27 protein-coding genes and 1 other RNA gene are annotated in these 22,258 nt (G+C 63.8%); 13 read left to right on the top strand and 15 right to left on the bottom strand.

The window, feature by feature from the left end; genetic code table 11:
* Positions 1–23: 23 nt before the first annotated feature.
* The gene (miaA, locus tag LB568_RS19710) at positions 24–989 is read right to left on the bottom strand and encodes a tRNA (adenosine(37)-N6)-dimethylallyltransferase MiaA (RefSeq protein ID WP_224731049.1); all 966 of its coding nucleotides are present in this window, start codon (positions 987–989) and stop codon (positions 24–26) included.
* Between miaA and serB the strand changes: the two genes are divergently transcribed.
* Positions 979–1,866, top strand: coding sequence for a phosphoserine phosphatase SerB (serB, locus tag LB568_RS19705; protein WP_224731048.1), 888 nt, complete (start codon positions 979–981; stop codon positions 1,864–1,866). The genes miaA and serB overlap by 11 nt on opposite strands.
* Complete coding sequence (locus LB568_RS19700) at positions 1,863–2,435, top strand: GNAT family N-acetyltransferase (RefSeq protein ID WP_224731047.1); 573 nt, start codon at positions 1,863–1,865, stop codon at positions 2,433–2,435. Before serB ends, LB568_RS19700 begins: the two co-directional genes overlap by 4 nt.
* 29 nt (positions 2,436–2,464) lie before the next feature.
* Here LB568_RS19700 and LB568_RS19695 read toward each other — a convergent pair whose 3' ends face one another.
* The 6 genes from LB568_RS19695 to LB568_RS19670 all read right to left on the bottom strand — a co-directional run bounded on the left by LB568_RS19695 (position 2,465) and on the right by LB568_RS19670 (position 8,091).
* Positions 2,465–3,982, bottom strand: a complete 1,518-nt coding sequence (locus tag LB568_RS19695) for a DegQ family serine endoprotease (RefSeq protein WP_013894747.1) — start codon at positions 3,980–3,982, stop codon at positions 2,465–2,467.
* Positions 3,983–4,132: 150 nt separating this feature from the next.
* Positions 4,133–4,321 carry a DUF2065 domain-containing protein gene (locus LB568_RS19690; protein ID WP_224731046.1) on the bottom strand — a complete coding sequence of 63 codons (189 nt, stop codon included), beginning with the start codon at positions 4,319–4,321 and terminating at the stop codon, positions 4,133–4,135.
* 7 nt (positions 4,322–4,328) lie between these two features.
* Positions 4,329–5,273, bottom strand: coding sequence for a protease modulator HflC (gene hflC, locus LB568_RS19685; protein ID WP_224731045.1), 945 nt, complete (start codon positions 5,271–5,273; stop codon positions 4,329–4,331).
* Positions 5,273–6,388, bottom strand: a complete 1,116-nt coding sequence (gene hflK, locus LB568_RS19680) for an FtsH protease activity modulator HflK (protein ID WP_013894744.1) — start codon at positions 6,386–6,388, stop codon at positions 5,273–5,275. Before hflK ends, hflC begins: the two co-directional genes overlap by 1 nt.
* A 168-nt stretch (positions 6,389–6,556) precedes the next feature.
* Positions 6,557–7,075, bottom strand: coding sequence for a dihydrofolate reductase (locus tag LB568_RS19675; RefSeq protein WP_224731044.1), 519 nt, complete (start codon positions 7,073–7,075; stop codon positions 6,557–6,559).
* Positions 7,075–8,091 carry a DUF4424 domain-containing protein gene (locus LB568_RS19670; protein WP_224731043.1) on the bottom strand — a complete coding sequence of 339 codons (1,017 nt, stop codon included), beginning with the start codon at positions 8,089–8,091 and terminating at the stop codon, positions 7,075–7,077. Before LB568_RS19670 ends, LB568_RS19675 begins: the two co-directional genes overlap by 1 nt.
* A gap of 131 nt (positions 8,092–8,222) precedes the next feature.
* Here LB568_RS19670 and cobF point away from each other — a divergent pair, with 131 nt between their 5' ends.
* Positions 8,223–8,987, top strand: coding sequence for a precorrin-6A synthase (deacetylating) (gene cobF / locus LB568_RS19665; protein WP_140575599.1), 765 nt, complete (start codon positions 8,223–8,225; stop codon positions 8,985–8,987).
* An 85-nt stretch (positions 8,988–9,072) separates the two neighbouring features.
* Here the strand turns inward: cobF and LB568_RS19660 are convergent, their stop codons facing one another.
* The 4 genes from LB568_RS19660 to modA all read right to left on the bottom strand — a co-directional run bounded on the left by LB568_RS19660 (position 9,073) and on the right by modA (position 12,127).
* The gene (locus LB568_RS19660; RefSeq protein WP_023765062.1) at positions 9,073–9,414 is read right to left on the bottom strand and encodes a winged helix-turn-helix domain-containing protein; all 342 of its coding nucleotides are present in this window, start codon (positions 9,412–9,414) and stop codon (positions 9,073–9,075) included.
* 78 nt (positions 9,415–9,492) lie between these two features.
* The gene (gene modC, locus LB568_RS19655; protein ID WP_140575595.1) at positions 9,493–10,605 is read right to left on the bottom strand and encodes a molybdenum ABC transporter ATP-binding protein; all 1,113 of its coding nucleotides are present in this window, start codon (positions 10,603–10,605) and stop codon (positions 9,493–9,495) included.
* Positions 10,602–11,306 carry a molybdate ABC transporter permease subunit gene (gene modB / locus LB568_RS19650; RefSeq protein ID WP_023778096.1) on the bottom strand — a complete coding sequence of 235 codons (705 nt, stop codon included), beginning with the start codon at positions 11,304–11,306 and terminating at the stop codon, positions 10,602–10,604. The genes modC and modB overlap by 4 nt, the downstream gene beginning before the upstream one ends.
* Positions 11,307–11,332: 26 nt before the next feature.
* Positions 11,333–12,127: a molybdate ABC transporter substrate-binding protein gene (modA, locus tag LB568_RS19645; protein ID WP_224731042.1), complete on the bottom strand. Its 795-nt coding sequence runs from the start codon at positions 12,125–12,127 to the stop codon at positions 11,333–11,335.
* Positions 12,128–12,277: 150 nt separating this feature from the next.
* Here modA and LB568_RS19640 point away from each other — a divergent pair, with 150 nt between their 5' ends.
* Positions 12,278–12,487, top strand: coding sequence for a TOBE domain-containing protein (locus LB568_RS19640; RefSeq protein ID WP_013894736.1), 210 nt, complete (start codon positions 12,278–12,280; stop codon positions 12,485–12,487).
* 9 nt (positions 12,488–12,496) lie between these two features.
* Here LB568_RS19640 and LB568_RS19635 read toward each other — a convergent pair whose 3' ends face one another.
* On the bottom strand, positions 12,497–13,291 hold the full coding sequence (locus LB568_RS19635; RefSeq protein ID WP_224731041.1) for a thymidylate synthase: 795 nt from the start codon (positions 13,289–13,291) through the stop codon (positions 12,497–12,499).
* Positions 13,292–13,613: 322 nt separating this feature from the next.
* Positions 13,614–13,925 (bottom strand): DUF2853 family protein, encoded by a 312-nt coding sequence (locus LB568_RS19630; RefSeq protein ID WP_224731040.1) that lies wholly within the window; start codon positions 13,923–13,925, stop codon positions 13,614–13,616.
* Between the two features lie 168 nt (positions 13,926–14,093).
* Between LB568_RS19630 and ssrA the strand changes: the two genes are divergently transcribed.
* Both ssrA and LB568_RS19620 read left to right on the top strand, forming a co-directional pair.
* Positions 14,094–14,454: a transfer-messenger RNA gene (ssrA, locus tag LB568_RS19625) on the top strand.
* A 110-nt stretch (positions 14,455–14,564) separates the two neighbouring features.
* Positions 14,565–15,116, top strand: a complete 552-nt coding sequence (locus LB568_RS19620; RefSeq protein ID WP_224731039.1) for an AAA family ATPase — start codon at positions 14,565–14,567, stop codon at positions 15,114–15,116.
* Between the two features lie 47 nt (positions 15,117–15,163).
* Here LB568_RS19620 and LB568_RS19615 read toward each other — a convergent pair whose 3' ends face one another.
* Positions 15,164–16,369 (bottom strand): multidrug effflux MFS transporter, encoded by a 1,206-nt coding sequence (locus LB568_RS19615; protein WP_013894732.1) that lies wholly within the window; start codon positions 16,367–16,369, stop codon positions 15,164–15,166.
* Positions 16,370–16,558: 189 nt separating this feature from the next.
* Between LB568_RS19615 and LB568_RS19610 the strand changes: the two genes are divergently transcribed.
* The 4 genes from LB568_RS19610 to LB568_RS19595 all read left to right on the top strand — a co-directional run bounded on the left by LB568_RS19610 (position 16,559) and on the right by LB568_RS19595 (position 18,394).
* Positions 16,559–17,248, top strand: coding sequence for a TetR/AcrR family transcriptional regulator (locus tag LB568_RS19610; RefSeq protein WP_023765072.1), 690 nt, complete (start codon positions 16,559–16,561; stop codon positions 17,246–17,248).
* Between the two features lie 146 nt (positions 17,249–17,394).
* The gene (locus LB568_RS19605; protein ID WP_013894730.1) at positions 17,395–17,934 is read left to right on the top strand and encodes an SspB family protein; all 540 of its coding nucleotides are present in this window, start codon (positions 17,395–17,397) and stop codon (positions 17,932–17,934) included.
* A gap of 16 nt (positions 17,935–17,950) precedes the next feature.
* Positions 17,951–18,145 carry a DUF4169 family protein gene (locus LB568_RS19600; RefSeq protein WP_013894729.1) on the top strand — a complete coding sequence of 65 codons (195 nt, stop codon included), beginning with the start codon at positions 17,951–17,953 and terminating at the stop codon, positions 18,143–18,145.
* 24 nt (positions 18,146–18,169) lie between these two features.
* Positions 18,170–18,394: a ribbon-helix-helix domain-containing protein gene (locus LB568_RS19595; RefSeq protein ID WP_023765074.1), complete on the top strand. Its 225-nt coding sequence runs from the start codon at positions 18,170–18,172 to the stop codon at positions 18,392–18,394.
* A 98-nt stretch (positions 18,395–18,492) separates the two neighbouring features.
* Here the strand turns inward: LB568_RS19595 and LB568_RS19590 are convergent, their stop codons facing one another.
* Positions 18,493–20,295, bottom strand: coding sequence for a chloride channel protein (locus LB568_RS19590; protein ID WP_224731038.1), 1,803 nt, complete (start codon positions 20,293–20,295; stop codon positions 18,493–18,495).
* Between the two features lie 158 nt (positions 20,296–20,453).
* Between LB568_RS19590 and LB568_RS19585 the strand changes: the two genes are divergently transcribed.
* The 3 genes from LB568_RS19585 to LB568_RS19575 all read left to right on the top strand — a co-directional run bounded on the left by LB568_RS19585 (position 20,454) and on the right by LB568_RS19575 (position 22,237).
* Entirely contained in the window at positions 20,454–20,891 is a 438-nt protein-coding gene (locus LB568_RS19585) for a MarR family winged helix-turn-helix transcriptional regulator (protein WP_013894726.1), read from the top strand.
* 125 nt (positions 20,892–21,016) lie between these two features.
* Complete coding sequence (locus LB568_RS19580; protein ID WP_013894725.1) at positions 21,017–21,322, top strand: hypothetical protein; 306 nt, start codon at positions 21,017–21,019, stop codon at positions 21,320–21,322.
* A gap of 27 nt (positions 21,323–21,349) precedes the next feature.
* The gene (locus tag LB568_RS19575) at positions 21,350–22,237 is read left to right on the top strand and encodes a sigma-70 family RNA polymerase sigma factor (protein ID WP_140575581.1); all 888 of its coding nucleotides are present in this window, start codon (positions 21,350–21,352) and stop codon (positions 22,235–22,237) included.
* The last annotated feature ends 21 nt before the right edge of the window (positions 22,238–22,258 follow it).

The following is a 22,258-nucleotide window of genomic DNA, read 5'->3' as shown; positions in this document are numbered from 1 at the left end:
ACTCTTTCCTTGGGGTCAACTTTTCAGGTTGTATTGGCAACAAGTGCTTGGATCGTGGTTTCGAGATCGTCACCAGGGCGCAATCTTTGCCATTCCGGCCCCAGTTGATGCCGGAACCAGGTCGCCTGCCGCTTGGCATATTGCCGCGTCGCGATCTTGGCGCGTTCGATCGCCTCGGGAAAACTGGATTGCCCGGCCATCGCGCCCTGCAGCTCACGAACGCCGATCGCCTTCATCGCCGGCAGGTCCGGATCGAGATGAAGAGCCGCAAGTTGCCTGACTTCCTCCAGCGCGCCCTTGTCCAGCATCTGGTCGAAACGCCTTTCGATGCGATCGACCAGCACAGCCCGGTCCGGCTCGATGACCAGGAAATGCGCCGTCTGCCTGTCGATGAGCGGCCGGCCGCGCTCGGCCTGCCATTCCAGGATCGATCGGCCGGATGCATCGAGCACTTCGAGCGCGCGCACGATGCGTTGGCTGTCGGTGGGCTTCAATTGCATGGCGGTTCTCGAATCCTCGCGCAGCAGGATGCCGTGCAGCTTGACCGATCCCCGCTCCTTCAGCTCGTAACGCCAACGATCGCGCACCTGCTGGGGGATATCAGGCATGTCCGAAATGCCCTCTGCCAGCGCGCGGAAGTAAAGCCCTGTGCCGCCGACGAAGATCGGCCGCCGCGAGAGCGCGCCGTCATCGATCAGCTTCGTCACGTCGCGCAGCCATGCCCCCGTCGAGTAGGCGGTGCCGGGATGGACATGCCCATAGAGAAAATGCGGCGCACGTACGAGGTCGGCCGCCCCCGGCCTGGCGGTCAGCACGTCGAGAACCGAATAGCCTTGCATGGAATCGGTGTTGACGATGACGCCGCCCGTGCGTTCTGCCAAGTCGAGCGCCAGTGCCGACTTGCCGCTGGCGGTCGGCCCGGCTATCAGGATCGCGTTCTTCACGCGGCCTTCGCCCGCACCCGCGCCGGAATTCTCGATGCCGCTCATTGCCACGCTTGTTTCCCGTCCCGCTGACCGCGCTCTGTCGCCGTCGCTTGCGAATATGGCCTCACGGTCGGTGGGCGCAAGCGCCGTCGTCTGGCTAGCCGAAGGGATTGCCTGCGATCTTGCCCTGCCGCAAGAAGCCGACGCCGCCGAAACCACCGCCGTCCTGCGCGCCGCACTGGCCGCGGAGCCGGTCGATGTGATCGTCCAGCAGGCTGACGCAAGGCGAAAGAAGATCCTCATCGCCGACATGGATTCGACCATGATCGACCAGGAATGCATCGACGAACTGGCCGACGAGATCGGCGTCAAGGATCGTGTTGCCGTCATCACGGCGCGGTCGATGAATGGCGAGATCGCTTTCGAACCGGCGCTGCGCGAACGTGTGGCGCTGCTGAAGGGCCTCGAAGCCGCCGTGGTCGACCGCATCGTCACCAACCGGCTGACATTGGCCTCGGGCGGCCGCGCCCTGGTTCAGACCATGCGCGCCAACGGCGCCTGGACGGCGCTCGTGTCTGGCGGCTTCGAAGTCTTCACCACGCGCATCGCGACCATGCTTGGGTTCCAGGAGAACCGAGCCAACCGCTTGCTTGAACAGGACGGATGCTTCACCGGGCTGGTCGGCGAGCCGATCCTTGGCCGCGCCGCCAAGGCCGACGCGCTGCTCGAAATCACCGCCCGCCTCGGCCTGACGCCGGCTGATGCGATCGCCGTCGGCGACGGTGCCAACGATCTCGACATGATCCGCCTGGCCGGCACCGGTGTCGCGCTCCATGCCAAGCCGACCGTGGCGGCCCAGGCCAAGGTTCGCATCGACCATGGCGACCTGACCGCATTGCTCTATCTGCAGGGCTATCGCCAGGAAGAATTCGTGCAATGAAACCAATGCGAACCGAGCGCCTGATCCTGCGCAACTGGGAAGACCGCGACCGCGACCTGTTCCACCGCATCAACTCCGACGAACGGGTGATGGAGTTCTTCCCGTTCCGACGCGACCGCGCCCAGGCGGACGCCAAGATGGATGAGTTCCGCGCCTGGATCGCTGAGGATGGTTACGGTTTCGCGGCAGCCGAAATTGTCGCCACGGGCGAGTGTATCGGCTTTGTCGGCCTGCTCGACACCGATCATGTGCCGTCCCTGCCGGCCGGCACCGTCGAGATCGGCTGGCGGCTGGCGCCTGAGTTCTGGGGCAAGGGCTACGTCACCGAGGCAGCCGAGGCCTGGCTGGCCTACGGCTTCGAGACGCTTGGCCTCGATGAAATCGTGTCATTCGCCGTCGCGGCCAACCGCCGCTCCACGGCCGTCATGGAACGTCTCGGCATGACAGCCGATCCATCAGCCGACTTCGATCATCCCAACATTCCCGACAGCCACCCCGCACTCAAGCGGCATGTGCTCTACCGGCTTTCGCTCAAGGACTGGCAAGCAAGAAAAAAGGCGGCCGGTTAGCCGCCTTTTTGAATCGCCGGATTGAAATCTCAATCCATCCGGATCGTCACGAAGCGCAACTCGCCGGTCTTCGACGCCAGCATCAGCAGCGCGTTCTTGCGCCCCTGTTCCTTAAGGGCACCAATCCGGTCCATGACGTCCTTGGGCGTGGCAACCGATTCCTGGGCGATCTCGGTGATCACCTCACCGGGCTGGATGCCGCGCTCCGAGGCGGCCGAATCCTTGGCGACATCGGTGATGACGACGCCCGACACATCAGCCGCGATGCTGAACTTCTTGCGCGTCTCGTCATTGAGTTCGCCGACGGTCATGCCGAGCACGGAGGCCGTCGAGACGGCCGGAGCCTTGTCGCCCTTGTCCTGGTCGGTGTTGCCGCCTTCTTCGGCGTTGGCGGCCTTCTCGCCATCCTCGAGCCGGCCGAGCGTCACCTTCACGGTCTGCTCGACGCCCTTGCGCACGATCAGCACGTCGACCGCCTTGCCGACCGGGCTTTCGGCGACCACGCGCGGCAGGTCGCGCATTTCATGGATATCCTTGCCGTCGAACTTGAGGATGACGTCGCCGGCCTGGATGGTGCCGTTGTCGACAGGACCGCCCTTGATGACGCCGGCGACCAGCGCGCCCTTGGCGGTCGCCATGCCGAGGCTCTCGGCGATATCGTCCGTCACCGGCTGGATGCGCACGCCGAGCCAGCCGCGCCGTGTCTCGCCATACTGGCGCAGCTGTTCGACAACGCCCGAGGCGAGCTGCGAGGGGATTGAGAAGCCGATGCCGATCGAGCCGCCGGACGGCGAAATGATCGCCGTGTTGATGCCGATGACCTCGCCGGCGCTGTTGAACAGCGGGCCGCCGGAATTGCCGCGGTTGATCGCGGCGTCGGTCTGGATGAAATCGTCATAGGGTCCGGAATTGATGTCGCGGTTGCGGGCCGAGACGATGCCGACGGTGACGGTGCCGCCGAGGCCGAACGGATTGCCGATCGCCATCACCCAGTCGCCGACGCGCATCTTGGTGGAATCGCCGAACTTCACCGCCGTCAGCTTGTGGCCTTTCGGATCAACCTTCAGCACCGCGACATCCGTCTTGGTGTCGGTGCCGACCAGCGTCGCCTTTAACGTGATGCCGTCGGAGAAATTGACCTCGATGTCGTCGGCGTCGGCGATCACATGATTGTTGGTGACGACGATGCCCTGTTCGGCGTCGATGACGAAACCGGACCCCAGCGACTGCACTTTCTGCGCGCCATTGTCCTTGTCGCCGCCCCGGTTCTTGAAGAAATCGTCGAAGAAGTCCTGGAAGGGCGAACCCTCGGGCAGCTGGGGCATCGGCACCGCGCCCGGGCCTTCCGTGCCCTTCACCGTCTGCGAGGTCGAGATGTTGACCACCGCGCCGAGCAGGCCCTGTGCAAGGTCGGCCACCGAGGCAGGCCCGTCGGCGGCCAATGTCGGGGTCACGAAGGACGGGACAGCAACGGCGCCGACGAGAAGCGCCGCCGCGCCAGCGATGAACGTCCGCCGTGCCGCGCGCAAGAGGAGTGTGGATGTCATCGAGAAGCCTCCCGGTATGTCTGAAAAAGAAAGCGCAATGGCGAAGATACCGCGTTGCGCCATCTTGGCAAAAAATACGGCACGTTTGCGGCTATGACTATCGGCAGAGGATAAATCCTCCATTATTCCGGAGACGAAAGCCGGCCGCTCTCATCCGCCGCGCACCAGCCAGACGATGCCGACACCGATGGTGATCGCCACCAGGCCGCCGATCCGCAAGGCATTTTCCGGCATGGACAGCACCTCGCCCGCGAGCTTCCTCGCAAAGCCGGGGAAGCCGCCATAGACCAGGCCCTCTATGACAAGGACCAGGCCTATCGCCGCGAAGAAATCCAGCACCGGCCCGCTACTGGCCGGTGCTGGGTTGTGTCGCCGGCGCGGCGGGCGCCAGTGCCGGGGTTGCCGGCCCTTCCTTGCCGTCGGGATTGCGGAAGAAGCGGAAGAACTCGGAGCTCGGCGACAGCACCATCGTCGTCCCGGTATTGTCCAGCGCGGTGCCATAGGCATTCATCGACCGGTAGAAATCGAAGAAGGCCGGGTCGCGCTGGTAGGCTCCCGCGAAGGTGGCGCTGCGCTGGGCTTCGCCCTCGCCGCGCAGGATCTCGGACTCCTTCTGCGCTTCGGCCACGATCTCGACGACTTCACGATCGGCGCGTGCCGTGATGCGTTGTGCCGCTTCGTTGCCGCGTGCCCGCAGCCTGGCGGCCTCGGCCAGCCGTTCCGCCTTCATGCGATCGTAGGTCTGCTGTGAAACCTCGGCCGTCAGGTCGGTACGGCGGATGCGGACATCCTCGATCTGCAGGCCAAGCGACGTGGCGTCGGGCCGGAGCTGATCGCGCACTTCGCGCATCATCACCGCACGCTGTTCCGAAAGCGCGGCCTCGAAGTCGCGCAGACCGTAGACGCGGCGCAAGGCAGCGTCGAGACGCGTCCTGAGCCGCGCTTCCGCCAGTTCGATCTGGCCGGACACGGCGGCACGGAAGACGCGCGGATCCGAGATGCGATAGGCTATGAAGGCATCGACTTCATAGAATTTGCCGCCCGACACCTGGACGCGGATGTTGTCCAGGTCGAAGCGCAGCACCCTGTTCTCGATCAGCTGCACCGTGTCGGCGTCGAAGAACGAGAACGGCGCCTTGAAATAGATGCCGGGTTCGCTCTTGACGTCGACGATCTCGCCGAACCTCAACACCAGCGCCTGCTGGCGGGCATTGACCACGAAGACAGAGGAATAGATCAGGAACAGGATGACCGCCGCGATGGCGACGACGATGGGAAGACGGTTGGCCATCACTGGGTCCCTCCCGTGTTCGCGGCAGGCGCGGCCGGTGCCGGCGGCTTGGGCTGCAGTGCGGGCAGCGGCAGATAGGGCACGACACCTTGTCCGTTGCCCTGCTCGACGATGACCTTGCTCGAGTCCTTCAGAACCCTCTCCATGGTTTCCAGATAAAGCCGTTTGCGCGTGACGTCGGGCGCTTTGACATATTCGTCATAGACCGAGATGAAGCGCTGGGCCTCACCTTCGGCTTCCTGCACGACCCTGTTCTTGTAGGCGGCCGCGTCTTCGCGAACCTGTGCCGCCTCGCCGCGTGCCTGGCCAAGCTTCTGGTTGGAATACTGATTGGCCTGCTCGACGAACTTGTCCTCGTCCTGCTCGGCACGCTGCACCTCGTCGAAGGCGTCGGCCACTTCACGTGGCGGTGCCGCATCCTCTATCGAGACGGCGTTGACGTTGAGACCGGCCTTGTAGCCGTCCAGCGTCGTCTGGATGATTTCGCGCACCGACGCCGCTATGCCCTGGCGGTCATCGCGGAAGATGTCCTGTGCCGGCCTGCGGCCGACGGCTTCGCGCATGGCGCTTTCGGCGACCTGCCGCAGCATGCCGTCCGGGTCGGAGACGTCGAACAGATAGGCCCGGGGATCGGACACCTGATAGGCCACCGAAAACTGCACGTTGACGATGTTCTGGTCGCCCGAAAGCATCAGGCCGTTGCCGCTGGTGTTGCCGCCGCCAATGTCGACGAGTTGCTCGGAAATCTTGGCCGTCTCGACCGTTTCAAGCGGCCACCAGTGGAAATGCAGGCCGGGCTGCGAGAGTTCGGCCTTCGGCTTGCCGAAGCGCAGTTCGACCGCGACTTCGTCCGGTTGCACGGTATAGACCGCCTGGAACGCCCACAGGACAACCAGTACAGCGGCGATCAGCCCGAACACGGCCGGACTGGCGCCGCCACCGCCGGGCAGCGCGCGCCGCAGCCTGTCCTGGCCGCGGCGAATGATGTCTTCGAGGTCGGGAGGCGAGCCCTGCGGGCCGCTCGGTCCCTTTGGCCCCTGCCCCCAGGGTCCCTGATTGTTGCCGCCGCCGCCCCACGGGCCGCCGCCTCCGCCACTCTTGTCGTTCCAGGGCATGAATGTCCTTTCGCTTGGAATTCCCTCAAGCGCCGGAGTTACGGCGCAAATCCAGTGTTGTTCTTCTATAGGGTCGCCACGGCACGCTTTCAACGCGATGCGCCGCCGACTTCGTCCGATTTGGACCGGTCGCGACCCTTTGTCGTCTTTCAATGCCCTTTTTGTCTATCAATGTATCTCGCGGCGGCGCTCGTAAACCGAATAGCGCGTCGCGTGACTGTCCTTTTCCCCTGCGGGAACCTCCTGCGCACTCACCATACGCCAGGATTTCGGGTCGATCGGCGGAAAATGCGCGTCGCCATCGACCGTGGCCAGAACATGCGTGACGTGCAGCCGGTCGGCCAGCGGCAGTGCCTGGGCATAGATCTCGCCGCCGCCGATGACGCAGACCTCGTCCACGCCCGTCATGCAGCGTCCGCGCACATTCGCCAGCTGGATCGCGGCCTCCAGCGTATGCGCCACCTCGACCCCCTCGGCGCGCCAGGCCTTGTCGCGCGTGACGACGATGTTCAGCCTGCCCGGCAGCGGGCGACCGATGCCTTCATAGGTCTTGCGGCCCATGATGATGGGCTTGCCCATCGTGTCGGCCTTGAAGCGCTTGAGATCCGTGGAGAGCCGCCAGGGCAGCCCGCCATCCCGGCCGATCACGCCATTCTCGGCGATGGCAACGTAGATCGCGACATGCATCAGTTCGCGTCCCCGCCGCTGTTGTCCGACGGTTCGAGCAGGAGGATATCGATGTCGTGCTCGGGATAGAAATCGTCAGCGGTCATCTCGAAGCTCGTCGGCCCAACCTTTTTGACATTGTCGCCGCAGAACGAGACCAGCGCCTTCGGGTTGCCCTTGTCGATGGTCAGCTTGAACTTGCCGATGGTGCCTGCCGCCCAGTTGCCGCCCGTGGTCAGGATATAGGCGATGCGGCTTTCATAATATTTCGGGTAGCCGTCGGGGCTGTCCTTCGCAGCCTTCCGCACCGCTTTTTCGAACGTGTCGTCCATGCAGTAGCGGGTTTTGTAGGCCGCATATGCGCCCTGGAACTGGCCCTCGTTGAAAAAACTGACCGAAGAGGTGCCGCCGACGCTCGGTTTGTAGCGGTGCGCGACATGAACGTCCTTGTTGGCGGGAAAGGTCGAGCGCCACCAATAGGTCGAGCGCAGCTGCCAGAACGGCGCATAGCTGGACTTCATGCCGCTCCCGTCATCGGCGGTATCCTCGATGATGATGCCGCGATTGACCCAATCGTCGGCCACCGCTTGCGGCAGCTTCGCCAGGGCCGCCTTGGCCGCGTCGCCGAACGGATTGAACGGCACGTTCTGCGCCTTCAAATCGGCGCTGATATCGATGCCGAGCGCGAACACCTTCTGCTCGAGCTGCGGCTTTGCCGCGACACCGTCGATCGTCACCTCGAAGCCAAGGAAGTTGTCGCTCTGGTTCTCGGGAATGGCCGGCATCTCTTCGGGATTGCCGGAAATGTCGGGCATCGGGAAGGCGACGATCGCATCGACATCCTTGTCGGTGTTGTTGTGGAAGACGTAGTCGACCGTCACCTTTTCGGGCGAGATGAACAGATCCTCGCTTTGCATCGCCACGGCGTCACTGCGCGACAGGATCAGGCCGCCGGTGCCGAGTTCGGCCACTGAATCATTGGCAAAGGCTGGCACGGTCGAGAAGACCAGCACCGCGCTCAGCATATATCGCAACATGAAAGCTCCCTCGGCGAGAATGTCGCGATGACCCTAGCCGTTTCAACGTGGCGTTTCAAAGCCCTTCCATATCCCATGACCGCGCCACGATGTCTGGACTAACAGGCTCCGATCGGGCAGGAGTTCGCTTCATGCGCACGCTTCTCGTCATCGGCATCGGAGCCGGCAATCCCGACCACATGACCGTGCAGGCCATAACCGGCCTGAACCGGGCGGACGTCCTGTTTATTCCCGACAAGGGCGCGAAGAAAAACGACCTTGCCGACCTGCGGCGCGGGATCTGCGACCGCTTCGTCACCAACCCGAAGTCGCGCCGCGTCGAGTTCGACGTGCCGGTGCGCGCCGAGCCGGCGCCATCCTACCGCTCGACCGTCGACGACTGGCACGAAGCCATCGCTGCCATCTACGAGGGCCTGATCCGCGGCGAGATCGCCGAAGACGGCTGCGGCGCCTTCCTGATCTGGGGCGATCCCTCGCTCTACGACAGCGCCTTGCGCATCCTCGAGCGCGTGCGGCTGAGGGGCAATGTCGCCTTCGAACTGGAGGTCATCCCCGGCATCACCGCCATCCAGGCGCTGGCCGCCAGCCACAAGATGGCACTGAACCGCATCGGCGATTCCATCCTGGTCACCACCGGCCGCAGGCTTACCGAAGAGGGCCTGGCCGAAAATGCCGGCAGCACCATCGTCATGCTGGACGGCAAATGCGCCTTCAACACGCTGACCGACCAGGATGTCACCATCCATTGGGGCGCCTATCTCGGCACACCGGACGAGATCCTCATTTCAGGCCGCCTTGGTGACGTCGGCGCCAGGATCGAACAGACCCGCGAGGAAGCCCGCCGGCAAAAGGGCTGGATCATGGATACGTATCTGCTGCGCAAGCCAGGCGAATAGGAAGGCAGTAGGGCAGTAGGGCAGTAGGTGAAGGATTTTTTGTGCTGGAAAACAGCTACGGATTACCTCCCTACTGCCCTACTGCCTACCCAGCATCGATCTCCGCCTGCAGTGCCTCCATATGCGTCGCTGCCGCCGCGGCCGCCGCGCGCTCGATGGCGCGGAAACGGCTGACCACCGCCAGGCCGACCGCCGTCAGTTGCGCGCCGCCACCCTTGCGGCCGCCGGTCTGTGCCGAAACCAACGGCTTGCCGAACACGCGGTTCATGTCCTCGACCAGGTCCCAGGCATGTTTGTAGGACATCTCCATGCCGCGCGCGGCGGCCGAAATCGAGCCGAAGGAGGCGATCTGCTCCAGCAGCTCGATCTTGCCCGGGCCGATCCGACCGTCGGGATCGAGATTTATCCGCAAGCTCAACGACGGCATCTTTGCTCCTCCGCGATCACCATCTTGCCGTGGCGATACCGTTATTCCAAATCAACATAGCGCCGATCGCCGCGCCTGTCAGCCATCGACCTCGAACGGCAAACCGGCGCTGGTGTTGGCCCGATCGAAGCTCACCGTCTTGACCACCGCGAAAACCTTGCCGCCCAGCCGCAGCTTCAGCGCCTGCCGCGACTGCTCGGTGATGCGGGCAAGCACCGTTGCGCCATTGCAGTCGATGCCGACCTCGACCGCCGGCCCCTCGCCCGGGCTGATCGCCACGATCGTTCCGGGCAGGATGTTGAGCGCGCTGAGGCCCTTTGGTTGTTCGGTGGCGATCATGACGTCGCGGGCGCGGATGCGGATGCGCACCGGCGCTCCTGCCGTCACGGCCAATCGCGGCACGCGGATCTCGCCGGCGGCCGAGCCGAGCACGGTCATGCCGAAAGCCTCGTCATGGCGCAGCACCTTCGTGTCGAGCACGGCGCCGCCCTCGCCGCGCTCTTCCGCGGGCAGCAAGTCGAGCCTTTGCATGACGGCCTCGGTCGGGCCGCTGGCAACGACCTTGCCTTGCGCCAGCGTCACCACATCGCTGGCCAGCCGCGCCACTTCGACGATCGAATGGCTGACATAGACGATCGGGATCTTCGTCTCATCGCGCAGCCGCTCGATATAGGGCAGGATCTCGGCCTTGCGCGCCTCGTCCAGCGAGGCCAGCGGCTCATCCATGAGCAGCAGCCTGGGGCTGGCCAGCAGCGCCCGGCCGATCGCCACGCGCTGTCTCTCGCCGCCCGACAGCCTTGCCGGTCGCCTGTCCAGAAGCGGAGCGATGCCGAGCAGGTCGACAACCGCGTCCATGTCGGCGTAGCGCTCGCCAGCCGGCGTGAACCAGCGGCCATAGCGCAGATTGCCGGCCACGCTCATATGCGGAAACAGTCGCGCATCCTGGAACACCATGCCGATGCGGCGCCTGTGCTTCGGCACGAAAATGCCGGCATCCGTGTCGACCAGCGCGCGGCCGTCGACCTCGATGCGCCCCTTGCCGGGCCGGATCAGCCCGGCGATCATGTTGATCAGCGTCGTCTTGCCAGAACCGGACGGGCCGAACAGTGCCGTCAGCCGCCCGGCGCTCTCGAAGCGGGCGTCGATGGCGAAATCGCCGAGCCGGTGGCCGATGTCGACGAGGACGCTCATTCGATATCCATCCGCCGGCCGACGCGCCGCGCCAGCACTTCCGAGGCGACGAGCGCCGCCATCGAGATAACGATCGAGATCAGCGTCAGCCGCAGCGCTCCCTCATCGCCGCCGGGCACCTGCGTGAAGGTGTAGATCGCTGAAGGCAGCGTCTGTGTCTCGTTGGGGATGTTGGAGACGAAGGTGATCGTCGCGCCGAACTCGCCCATCGCCTTGGCGAAGGAAAGGATCGCGCCGGCGATCAGCCCGGGCAGGATCAGCGGCAGCGTGATGGTGGCGAACACCCACAGAGGATTGGCGCCGAGCGTCCCTGCCGCCGCCTCGATCCTGCGGTCCACCGCTTCGATCGACAGACGGATCGCCCGCACCATCAGGGGAAAGCCCATGACGCCGCAGGCAAGAGCCGCACCCGTCCAGCGGAAGGAGAAAACAATGCCGAAATGCTCGGCCAGGAAGGCGCCGGCCGGCCCGCGTTTGCCGAAAGTCAAAAGCAGCAGATAGCCGGTCACCACTGGCGGCAGGATCAGCGGCAGGTGCACCAGCCCGTTGAGCAGCGTCTTGCCCCAGAATTCTCCCCGCGCAAGCACAAGCGCGATCAATATGCCGGGCGGCAGGCTGGCGAGCATCGCCACCGTCGCCACCTTGATGGACAGCCGGACCGCATTCCATTCGTCGGGAGTGAGGTCCAGCAGCCAGTTCATATTGCGATATCAGGGCCTTTTCAGAGTCAGTTGCTCGGCGCGAGCACGGTGAAGCCCTGCTCCTTGAAAAGCGCGCCGGCTTTGGCGGATTGCAGGCACTTCAGGAAGGCCGGCGTATCCTTGTCCTTCGAATCGGCGGTCTGGGCAACCGGATAGATGATCGGCGGATGCGAATCCTCCGGGAAGGTACCGACCACCTTGACGCCCTTTTCGGCATGCGCGTCGGTGGCATAGACGATGCCGAAAGCCGCTTCGCCCGTCGAAACCAGCTTCAGCGCCGCACGCACATTCTCGGCCTGCGCCACCTTGCCCTCGACCGAAGACCAGACACCGAGCGATTCCAGCGCCGCCTTGCCGTATTTGCCGGCCGGCACCGCCTTGACGTCACCCATGGCGAGCTTGCCGTCGCCAACCAGCCTGGCGAGGTCAAACCCCTTCTCGATCTTGGCTTTAGCAGTCGAATCTTTCGGCGCCACCAGCACGATCTCGTTGCCGAGCAGCTTCAATTCGGTGTCGGGCTTGATCAGCTTCTTGTCGGAGAGATATTTCATCCAGTCGAGGTCGGCCGAGATGAAGACATCGGCCGGCGCCCCGCCCTCGATCTGCTTGGCTAGCGCCGAGCTTGCGGCATAAGAGACGGTCGCGGCCTCGCCGACATCGGCCTCGCAGGCCTTGTTCACCGCGTCGAGCGCGTCCTTGAGGCTGGCGGCCGCAAACACCACGACCTTGTCTTCCGCGTGCGCCATTGGCACCGCCGCCATCAACGCCGCCGCAAAACCGCCAATGGCGATCGCCCTCAACCCGAGACCTTTGCGCTTCATCGAAAACTCTCCCTGGTTTGAAATCCGTGCGGCGCGAAGCCTGACAACCGATATATCCGCATGAATATAACAAGGGAAGGGCCGACACCCTTCTCGACATCGATTGTTCTGGTAAAACGAGCAAAGAAAAAACTTGGAAAGGACCCTTCGATGAAGATCAGCGCCCGCAACATCCTCAAGGGAACCATCACCGAGATCGCCAAAGGCGCCACCACCTCGCATGTCCGGATCGACATCGGCGGCGGCGCCATCGTCACCGCCTCGATCACCAACGAGGCCGTTACCGACCTGAAGCTCGAAAAAGGCAAGCAGGCCTACGCCGTGGTCAAGGCCTCGGACGTGATGGTCGGGGTAGACTGAGGCTGCCGCTCAAACCGCGATCGGCGCCTTGATCGACGCGTCGGCGACATAGTTTTCCAGCCGGAAATCCTCGAAGCGGAAGGCGAACAGGTCCTTCACCTCCGGGTTGATCCACATTGTCGGCAGCGCCCTCGGCGTGCGCCGCAACTGCTCGCGCGCCTGCTCGAAATGGTTGGAGTAGAGATGCGCGTCACCCAACGTGTGGACGAAATCGCCCGGGTTCAGCCCGGTCACCTGCGCCACCATCAGCGTCAGCAAGGCATAGGACGCGATATTGAAGGGAACACCGAGGAAGATGTCGGCGGAGCGTTGATAGAGTTGGCAGGAAAGCCGGCCCTCGGACACGTAGAACTGGAACATGCAGTGGCACGGCGGCAGCGCCATGGCTTCCACCTCGGCCGGATTCCAGGCTGAGACGATCAGTCGCCGCGATTGAGGATTGCGGCGTATCTCCTTCAAAAGATTCGCAATCTGGTCGATCGAGCCGCCATGGCCGTCCGGCCAGGAGCGCCATTGCTTGCCATAGACCGGACCGAGGTCGCCATTCTCGTCGGCCCATTCGTCCCAGATGGAAACGCCGTTGTCAGTCAGGTATTTGATATTGGTGTCGCCGGCCAGGAACCACAGCAGTTCATGGATGATCGACTTCAGGTGCAGCTTCTTGGTGGTGGTGACCGGAAAGCCACGCGCCAGATCGAAACGCATCTGGTAGCCGAAGACGGAGCGCGTGCCGGTGCCGGTGCGGTCGCCGCGATCGGCGCCGTTTTCCAGCACATGCTGCAAGAGGTCGAGATACTGGCGCATCGGTTCCGGCTCGATTCGAGTGTGCAGGCATTATAGCTGCCGGACAGCCCGTCGAACACAGCAAAACGACGGGCGTCGCTTGCACCACCATTCTTCCCCAGCGTTTGCGCCGCCCCTCATTGCCCTGCCGGGCATTTCTCCCCGTATAGTGACGGGGAGAAAGGTGCTGGCCGCAACGCTGGCGCCCTACTTGCAACGCTCGAGATTGGCGAAATCGTCAAAGACAGCGCCCTTCTCCCCGTCACTATACGGGGAGAAGATGGCGGCAGCCAGATGAGGGGCGGCGCTGACGCCTGGTGAAGTCAGCCAGTTGGTGCGATCGTCAGAGCGAGCCGAGCTTGCCCAGATCCTTGGCCACCAGATAGTAGAAGGTCACGCGGCTCTTGGTGTTGTCCGCGTGCATCGCCGTGCAGGTCTTCTGGATCGCGGCGTCGGCTTTCGCGGCATCGCTGACGCCGAGTTTCTTGGCCGCCCAGCTCTCCCGGACGCGTTCGAGTTCCTTCGGGTCCGTACAGGACACCAGCGAGGAATCGCGGTTTCTCAGCGCGATGCCAAGGTGCTTGACGATCTTTTCGACCGCGGCGGCGTTTGCCGCGGTGTCATACTTCTTCACATCCGCAAGATAGTCGGCCATCAAAATTCCCCTCGTCGGCGCCACCGATCCGATCGATGAGGGCTGTGGCGCGCTTCGCAATCTGTGCGCTTGGTCGATAACTCCTCACCGCGGCAAAGCTTCGGTTGAGACCGTGCCCAAGTCAACCCTCGGGCGTCGCGATTTGACACACCGACAAAGCACCATTGCGCCCTTTCATTTCTGGCGGCAGCCCCCTATATTCGGTTTGTCGGCTTGACCGACTATGGCGATAAATGGGCGATGAAATAAGCCGTTCGGACCCGGGGGCGGTACCCGGCGCCTCCACCAAAAGCCGCTGTTCAGGACAGAGCGGTTTTTGCTGGGGGCGAAATAGGATCGACGAAGGTGTAAAGATCGTACTTTTGCCCGGCATTGTACCACCGTCATCGGGCTAAACTTATAGTTGCCAACGACAACTATGCGGAAGCACGTCTCGCTGCTTAATGCAGTGCGATAGCTTCAAATCAAGCCCTAGGGGTTCGCACTTCTAGGCGGGGTTCGGAGGTACCTGGCAACAGAAACCTCCACTTCTCCCCCTCTCGACATACGACACGCGCAACGGCAAGTCCGCGCCGGCCCTTGTACGCCCCGCGTGACCCGAGCCGTGGCGCCGGGTGCCTCTCTCCCATAGGCAAAAAAATGCAAAACGATTCGGATCGATTCTTCGTGCTGACCGGCGGTCCCGGTTCCGGCAAGACCACCCTGATCGAAGCCTTACGTCAGGCAGGCTATGCGACATCCATCGAGGCCGGGCGTGGCGTCATCCGCGACCAGTCGGCCATCGGTGGATCCGCCCTGCCCTGGCGTGATCGCGCCCTGTTCGCCGAACTGATGCTGTCATGGGAGATGCGCTCGTATCGTGACGCGATCGAACAGAAGGGGCCGGTCTTCTTCGATCGCGGCGTGCCCGACACGCTTGGCTATCTCCGGCTGATCGGCTTGCCGGCGCCGGAGCATATCAGCGCCGCCGCCAAGCACTTCCGCTACAGCCCGCGCGTCTTCGTCGCCCCGCCTTGGCCGGAAATCTTCGCGCAGGACGAAGAGCGTAAGCAGACGCTCGACGAGGCCGAGCGCACCTATCATGCGCTGGTCGGCGTCTACGGGGAATTGGGTTATGAACTGGTTCCGCTGCCCCTGGCGCCAGTCGAAGCGCGGCTGCGCTTCGTATTGACCGAGACAGGATTGGTATGAAAAAAGGCCGGGAAAACCCGGCCTTTTCATGTGCTTGCGAGCAGTGCCTATTCGGCCGGCGCTTCGACCGCCTCACGCGAGCGGCCGAGCGTGATCTTGGCTAGCGTGAAGGAAATCACGGCGCACAGCGTGATGCCGGCGACCATCGGCAGCGGCGTGCCGTCGAAGAACACGCCGGCGACGCCCATGGCCAGCGCGCCGATGGCGAAGTGGAGCGTGCCCATCAGCGCCGACGCCGTGCCGGCGATCTCGCCATGCTCTTCCATGGCCAGCACCGACGTGGTCGGGATGACCAGGCCGAGGAAGCCGTAACCGACGAACAGCAGTGCCGCCATCACGTCGAGCCGGTCGACGCCGGTCGCCATCACCGCGAACAGCACCACCATCGTCGTCGCATAGCCGGTCACCGCGACACGCACCACGCGCCGCAGCCCGAACCGCTCGGCTAGCAATCCCGTCAGCTGCGACATGCCGATGAAGGCCACCGCGTTGATCGAGAAGAACACGCTGTAGACCGAAGGCGACAGCCCGTAATGGTCGATCAGGATGAAGGACGAGCTCGACAGGTAGACGAAGAAGCTCGCAATGCCGAAGCCTGCGATCGCCACCAGGCCAAGGAAGTTGCGGTCACCCATCAGGAAGCGGTAGCCGGCAAGCGCGGTTCCGAAGGAGGAACCGACGCGTTCCTCCGCCGGCCGCGTCTCCTTGAGCGAGGTCGCGAGCAGGATCGTGGCAAGGGCTGCGGCGCCGGTCACCGTCCAGAACACGGCGCGCCAGCCGAAACTCTCGATGATCTGACTGCCGGTCAGCGGCGCCAGGATCGGCGACACCGAAAACACCAGCATCAACAGCGACATCAGTTTGGCGGCCTCATTGCCGGTATGCAGGTCGCGCACGATGGCGCGCGGCACGGCCATGCCGGCGCTGGCGCCAAGCCCCTGCAGGAAGCGGAAGGCGATCAGCCACTCGATGGTCGGCGCCATGGCCGAGCCGATACCGCCGACCATGAACAGCGCAAGCCCGCCATAGAGCGGCAGCTTGCGGCCGACCATGTCGGAGATCGGCCCGACGACGATCTGGCCGAAGCCCATCGACAGGAAAAAGATCAGCAGGCTCATCTGCACGGCGGCCGTGCTGGCATGCAGATCCTCGCCGATCGACGGCAGGGCCGGAAGATACATGTCGATCGCGAACGGGCCGATGGCGGACAACAGGCCGAGCACGACCGCGATGCGGAGGAATTTGGGACTCATGATATTGGCTTCTTTCGAATCTGGTTGCCGCCGCCAGGCGACGTCTAACCCTAGGACGTTCCATCCCACGGGATTCCGACTCTCCGAGAGCGAATTCCTTTCGCCTCCCAGGAGTGAAATCCCTTTGTATCGTGTCCACAAATTTAGACACTCTTGTCTAAATCGTCAATCACCTCTATATAGATTTTCATGAGACTGGGCGTTTCTCCTGACACTTTCCCGCCACGCGGCCATGAGGCCAAGCGCATATCGATCGTCGATGCCGCTGCCGGCGTGTTTTGCCGCGAGGGTTTCGCCGGCGCCAATATCGACCTGATCTCCGCCGAGGCCGGCGTATCGCGTCAAACCGTCTACAACCACCATGGCGACAAGGAAAAGCTGTTCATGGCGGTGGTGCGCGACCTCACCGAGCGCTGCAACGCCGGTATTTTTGCCACCATTGCCACCTTTCCCGACCAGCCCGGCGATCTCGAAGCGGACCTGATCGGCTTTGCCGTGCGACTGAACCAGAATTGCATCTGCAACCGCGACGGAAAATTCCTGCGCAAGCTGATCCAGACCGAAGGCGAGCGCTACCCGGAACTTTTCGCCGAGTGGCGCGAACAGGGACCGGGCCGGACATGGCCGGCGATTGCTGCCCGCTTCGCCCGCCTTGCCTATGGCGGATACCTCACGATCGAGGATCCCGACGTGGCGGCGCGCCAGTTCCTTGGCCTCGTCAACGCCGAACTGCAGACAACGTTCATGCTTGGCGGCACGCCGGGCGAAGACGAGGTTGTGCAATCGGCGACGAACGGCGTGCGCACCTTCCTGCGCGCTTTCGGCAAGCGCCCTTCCCCGGCCGGCCTCAAGAAGCACGCCGCGCTGGCCAACGCCTGACATTTGCGATTCCCGCGAAGCCGGCTTGCCGATCAAATCGTTCGCAATAATTCTGGCTTCGGCGCGGCGGCGATCTATATGCGGTTTACGCCGCGCTCAAGCTTGATTACAGCTATGCGGACGATTCAACGGAACCCGACCACCACATGGCCGACGACCATATCCGCTACGACATTCTGGCCCAGGAGGCGTTGCGCGGCGTCATGCGCAAGGTCCTGGCCGAGGTCGCGCGCACCGGCCTCCCCGGCAACCATCATTTCTTCATCACCTTCCTGACCGGCGCGCCCGGCGTGCGCGTGTCGTCGCGCCTGCGCGAGCGCTATCCCGAGCAGATGACCATCGTCATCCAGTTCCAGTATTGGGACCTGAAGGTGACCGACACCGGTTTCGAGGTTGGCCTGTCCTTCTCCGATGTGCCGGAGAAGCTCGAAATCCCGTTCTCCGCCGTGCGCGGCTTCTACGATCCATCGGTCAACTTCGAGCTCGAATTCGACGTCAAGACCGAAGGTGCGGCGACCGAGGAACTGGAAGACCAGGCCACGCCCGAACCGCTGACCATCGTCTCCGAGAAAAAGACCAAGGCCGAGAAGAAGGCTGCCGCCGAGCCGGAGAAGAAGCCGGCCGCGGGCGACGCTGCCGCCAAGGGCGCCGAAGTGGTTTCGCTCGACGCTTTCCGCAAGAAATAAGCCCACGGTTTGCGCCATGGCCGACATCGTCAACCTACGCCAGGCTCGCAAGCAGAGGGCGCGGGACGAGAAGCTGCGCGTCGCCGAACAGAACCGGGCGCTGCACGGCCGTTCCAAGGCGGACAAGCAGCGCGACCGGCTGATCGCCGACAAGGCCGACAAATTCGTCGCCGGCCATCGCCTCGAGCCGTCCGACAGCGACGACCAATGAGCGTCCGGCCATGAGCGTCCGACCGTGAGCGTCGTCGAAAAGCGCTCCGTGACCATTCGCGGCCATCGCACCAGCTATTCCCTCGAAAAGCCCTTCTACGACGATCTCGTCGCCATCGCGGCGGACAGGAGGCTGACGCTCGCCGCTCTCGTCGCCGAAGTCGACGAGACGCGACCGCGCGACACCAACCTGTCCTCGGCGCTGAGGCTGCATGTCCTGGAATGGGCGAAGCGCGGGACGAGCGGCTAGAGCAATTCCAGGAAAAGTGTGACACGGTTTTCCATCCGGAATTGCGTAAAAACAAAGAGATAGAGCGGTTCGCCGTTTCCGTGAAACGGTGAAATGCTCTAAAGGCCCTCCACGGCGCCCGCCTTTTGCCTGCGCCTGCCGCCGAAGCCAAGCAAGGTCGAACGCTCACGCTCTTCCGCCTGTTTGCGAGACCGCACGCGCATCAGATCCTTCCAGCCGACATAGCCCACCAGTTGCAGGCCTTCGCGGGTGACGACCGGCAGATGCGACACGTTGGCGGTCAGCAGCTTGTCGGAGAGGCCTTCCAGATACTCGTCCGGATAGGCCAGCGTCACCTTGCTCCCGGCCAGCAACGCGCCGAGCGTCGTGGTGCGGTGGGTTCCGGCGCGCCGCCAGCGCAGGATCGCCGGCGGATCGATGAGGCCGAGCACATGCCCGTTCTCGTCGATCACCGGGAAGCTCGGATGCCGCGTTTCCGGTGCGGTCAGGAAGGCCGCAGCGCCATGCAGCGTCATCGTCGCCGGCACGCTCTCGACCTGCGTGGTCATCACCTCGCGCACCCTGGTCAGCGCAAAGGGATCGACGCGATATTCGCGCACCAGATGGTGCCCTCGCCTTGCGATCTTCTCGGTCAGGATCGAACGCTTCATCAGAAGCACGGTGACGGCGTGCGCCGCCGCACAAGCCGCGATCAGCGGCACCAGAACATGGGTGTTGCCGGTCAACTCGACGGCGAAGAAGGTCGCGGTCAGCGGCGCCCGCATCGTGCCGCCCATCGTGGCGGCCATCGCCAGCAGTGCCCAGAAGCCCGGATCCGCCGCCGGCAGGAAACCGGCAAGCACCGCCCCCATCGCCCCGCCCATGATCAACAGCGGCGCCAGCACGCCCCCAGACGTTCCCGAACCGAGCGCCACCGACCAGATGATGGCCTTGACCACCAGCAGGATGAGTGCTGCGGTCGCCAATGTATGGCCGTCCAGCATGTCCGAAATGTTTTCATAGCCGACGCCGAGTGCCCGCGGTTCGATCAACCCGCCAATGCCGACCACCAGGCCGCCGATCATCGGCCACCACATCCAGTGGATGGGCAGTTTCTGGAAAGCGTCCTCGCAGGCATAGACCATCTGCGTCAGAAGCCCCGACAACAGGCCGGCGCAGATGCCGATCAGAACCCAGCCGCCAAGCGCGGTGAACGAGACCGCCATGCCGCCCTCGAACGGGAAGATCGGCCCGGGCAGATGCAGCAAGGTGCGCTCGACCTCGGCGATGATTGCGGCGACCGCGACGGGAACGAAACTGCGCGGCGTCCATTCGAAAAGCAGCAGTTCGACCGCCAGCATGATGGCGGCGATCGGCGTGCCGAACACGGTCGTCATGCCGGCCGCGGCGCCCGCCACCAGCAGCGTCTTACGTTCATTGTCGCTGACCGGCAGCATCTGCGCGATCAGCGAGCCGATCGCGCCGCCCGTCATGATGATCGGGCCTTCGGCGCCGAAGGGGCCGCCGGAGCCGATCGAGATCGCCGACGACAGCGGCTTCAGGATCGCCACCTTGGCGTCGAGTTTCGAGCGCCCGAGCAGGATCGCCTCGATGGCTTCGGGAATGCCATGGCCGCGGATCTTCTCGCTGCCGTAGCGCGCCATCAGGCCGACGATCAGCGCGCCGATGACCGGAACGAGGACGGCGGCAAACCCAAGCGGCGTATCCTGCAGCTTCAGGTCGGCAAGCGAGAACTGGCCGAAATAGGCAATGTTGGTGGCAAGCCTGATCAGCTTCAACAGCACGATGCCGGCAAACAGCCCCGCTGTCGCCACCACGACGGCGATGGCGGCAACCAGCAGCACTCTGGCATCGGTCGTAAAATCCCTGAGATGGTCGGGATTGGGTTGATGGGTCTTCATGATGGTTTTGCTTCCTGGCACCGGGCCGTATCTCGCACGCGCGGCACGGTCGAAGCGGCCAGCCGGCTTTGTCGGCTGGCTATGTATCGTAACACGATATAAATATTCAAGCGGGTTCTGCTCGAAATCCGTTTGAGCTTTCGCCGGAAACCGAACAAATGTCCGATATGACGCAGCCTAGGAAATCACGCCCCGCCATCAGACAGTCCGACTACCAGCGGCTGTCCGAGTTTCGCTACCTGATCCGCCGCTTCCTTGAATTCAGCCAGATCCAGGCCGAAGACGCCGGCCTGACGCCGCGCCAGCACCAGGCGCTGCTGGCGATCAAGGGTTTTCCGGGCGGCGGACCGGTGACGGTCGGCGACTTGGCGGAGCGCCTGCGCATCCGCCACCACAGCGCCGTCGAACTGGTCAACCGCCTCGGCGAGGCGGGGCTGGTCGTACGCGACCAGGACAAGGACGACCATCGCCGCGTGCTGCTGCGGCTGACCGAGCGCGCCGACGATCGTCTGGCCGAGCTGTCGGCGGTTCATCTCGACGAACTCTCGCGCATAGAGCCCATGTTGCGGCGCCTGCTCGATCGGGACGGCGAGTGATGCTCGAACGTCTTGCGCGGACGGCGCCTATATTTTCACGACGCCCCGCATCCTTTGGCCTCTCCGCAACGTCTCGGCAGTGAGAGCCCGAAAGGGGCGCGGTACAATCCAGAGGAAGGCCAGAGATGAAACGCCATCTGATACGCTACAAGACGAAACCGGAACGGGCCGACGAGAACGAGCGGTTGGTCAAGGCCGTTTTCCAGGAGTTGCACGACAAATCGCCGAACGGCGTTCGCTATATGACATTGCGCTCCGGCGACGGGACATTCGTCCATCTGGTCGAGACGCAAACCGATGCCCATGCCGACATCATCACCGGACTGGCCGCATTTGAGGCATTTCAAAACGGCATCCGGGATCGTTGCAGCGAACGTCCGCAGCGCGACGAGATGACCGTGGTGGGCAGTTACCGGATGCTGGATGCGTAACCGAGGACGTCGCAGGATGGGAGACGCATGACCATTCCCGTTGCTGACCGGCACAGCGCGCTTTTCGAGCGCCTGTCTGGGGAGCTGCGCCCCAAGCTGCACCGTTACTGCGCCCGCATGACGGGCTCGGTCATCGACGGCGAGGACGTGCTGCAGGAGGCGCTGGCCAAGGCATTCCAGGCCTTGGCCGATGCCGGGCCGATCGCCAACCCGGAAGGGTGGCTGTTTCGCATCGCCCACAACACGGCGCTCGATTTCCTGCGCCGCCGCGCTCGTGAAAAGGTCCATTCCGATGAGGATCCGGACATGATCGTCGACCCGGCAAACCCTACCGTTGACCGTCAGGCCGCTTCTGCCGCGCTGCACACCTTCATGCGCCTTCCCGTGGCGCAGCGAAGCAGCGTCATCATGATGGATGTTCTCGGCTATTCGCTGCAGGAGATCAGCGCCACGCTCGATGCCAGCGTCCCAGCGATCAAGGCCGCGCTGCATCGCGGCCGGGGCCGGTTGCGCGAACTCGCGGACGAACAGGACGACCGCCCTGTTCCGAGATTGAGCGCTGCGGAACGTCTGCTGCTCGATGCTTACATCGATCGCTTCAACGCCCGCGATTTCGACGCGGTGCGCGACATGCTGGCCGATGAAGTCCGGCTCGAACTGGTGGCCAGGACGCGGTTGAACGGCCGCAAGGAAGTCGGCACCTATTTCAGCAACTATTCCCGCGTGCAGGACTGGTGCTTCGTGCCGGGGTTCGTCGAAGACAGGCCGGCAATCCTCGTCAGCGACGCCAACGACCCGGGCGCACGGCCCACCTATTTCATCCTGCTGGCCTGGCAAGACGGCAAGCTTGCCGCCATCCGCGACTTCCGCCACGCCCGCTATGCCGCGGACGGCGCCGAAATGTCCGTCCTATAAAAACGATTTCGGACAGCAAGA

The organism is Mesorhizobium sp. B263B2A, assembly GCF_020165775.1.
GTDB lineage: Bacteria > Pseudomonadota > Alphaproteobacteria > Rhizobiales > Rhizobiaceae > Mesorhizobium > Mesorhizobium opportunistum.
Note: the sequence above shows the minus strand (reverse complement) of the source record. Positions and strands in the feature narration are given on the sequence as shown.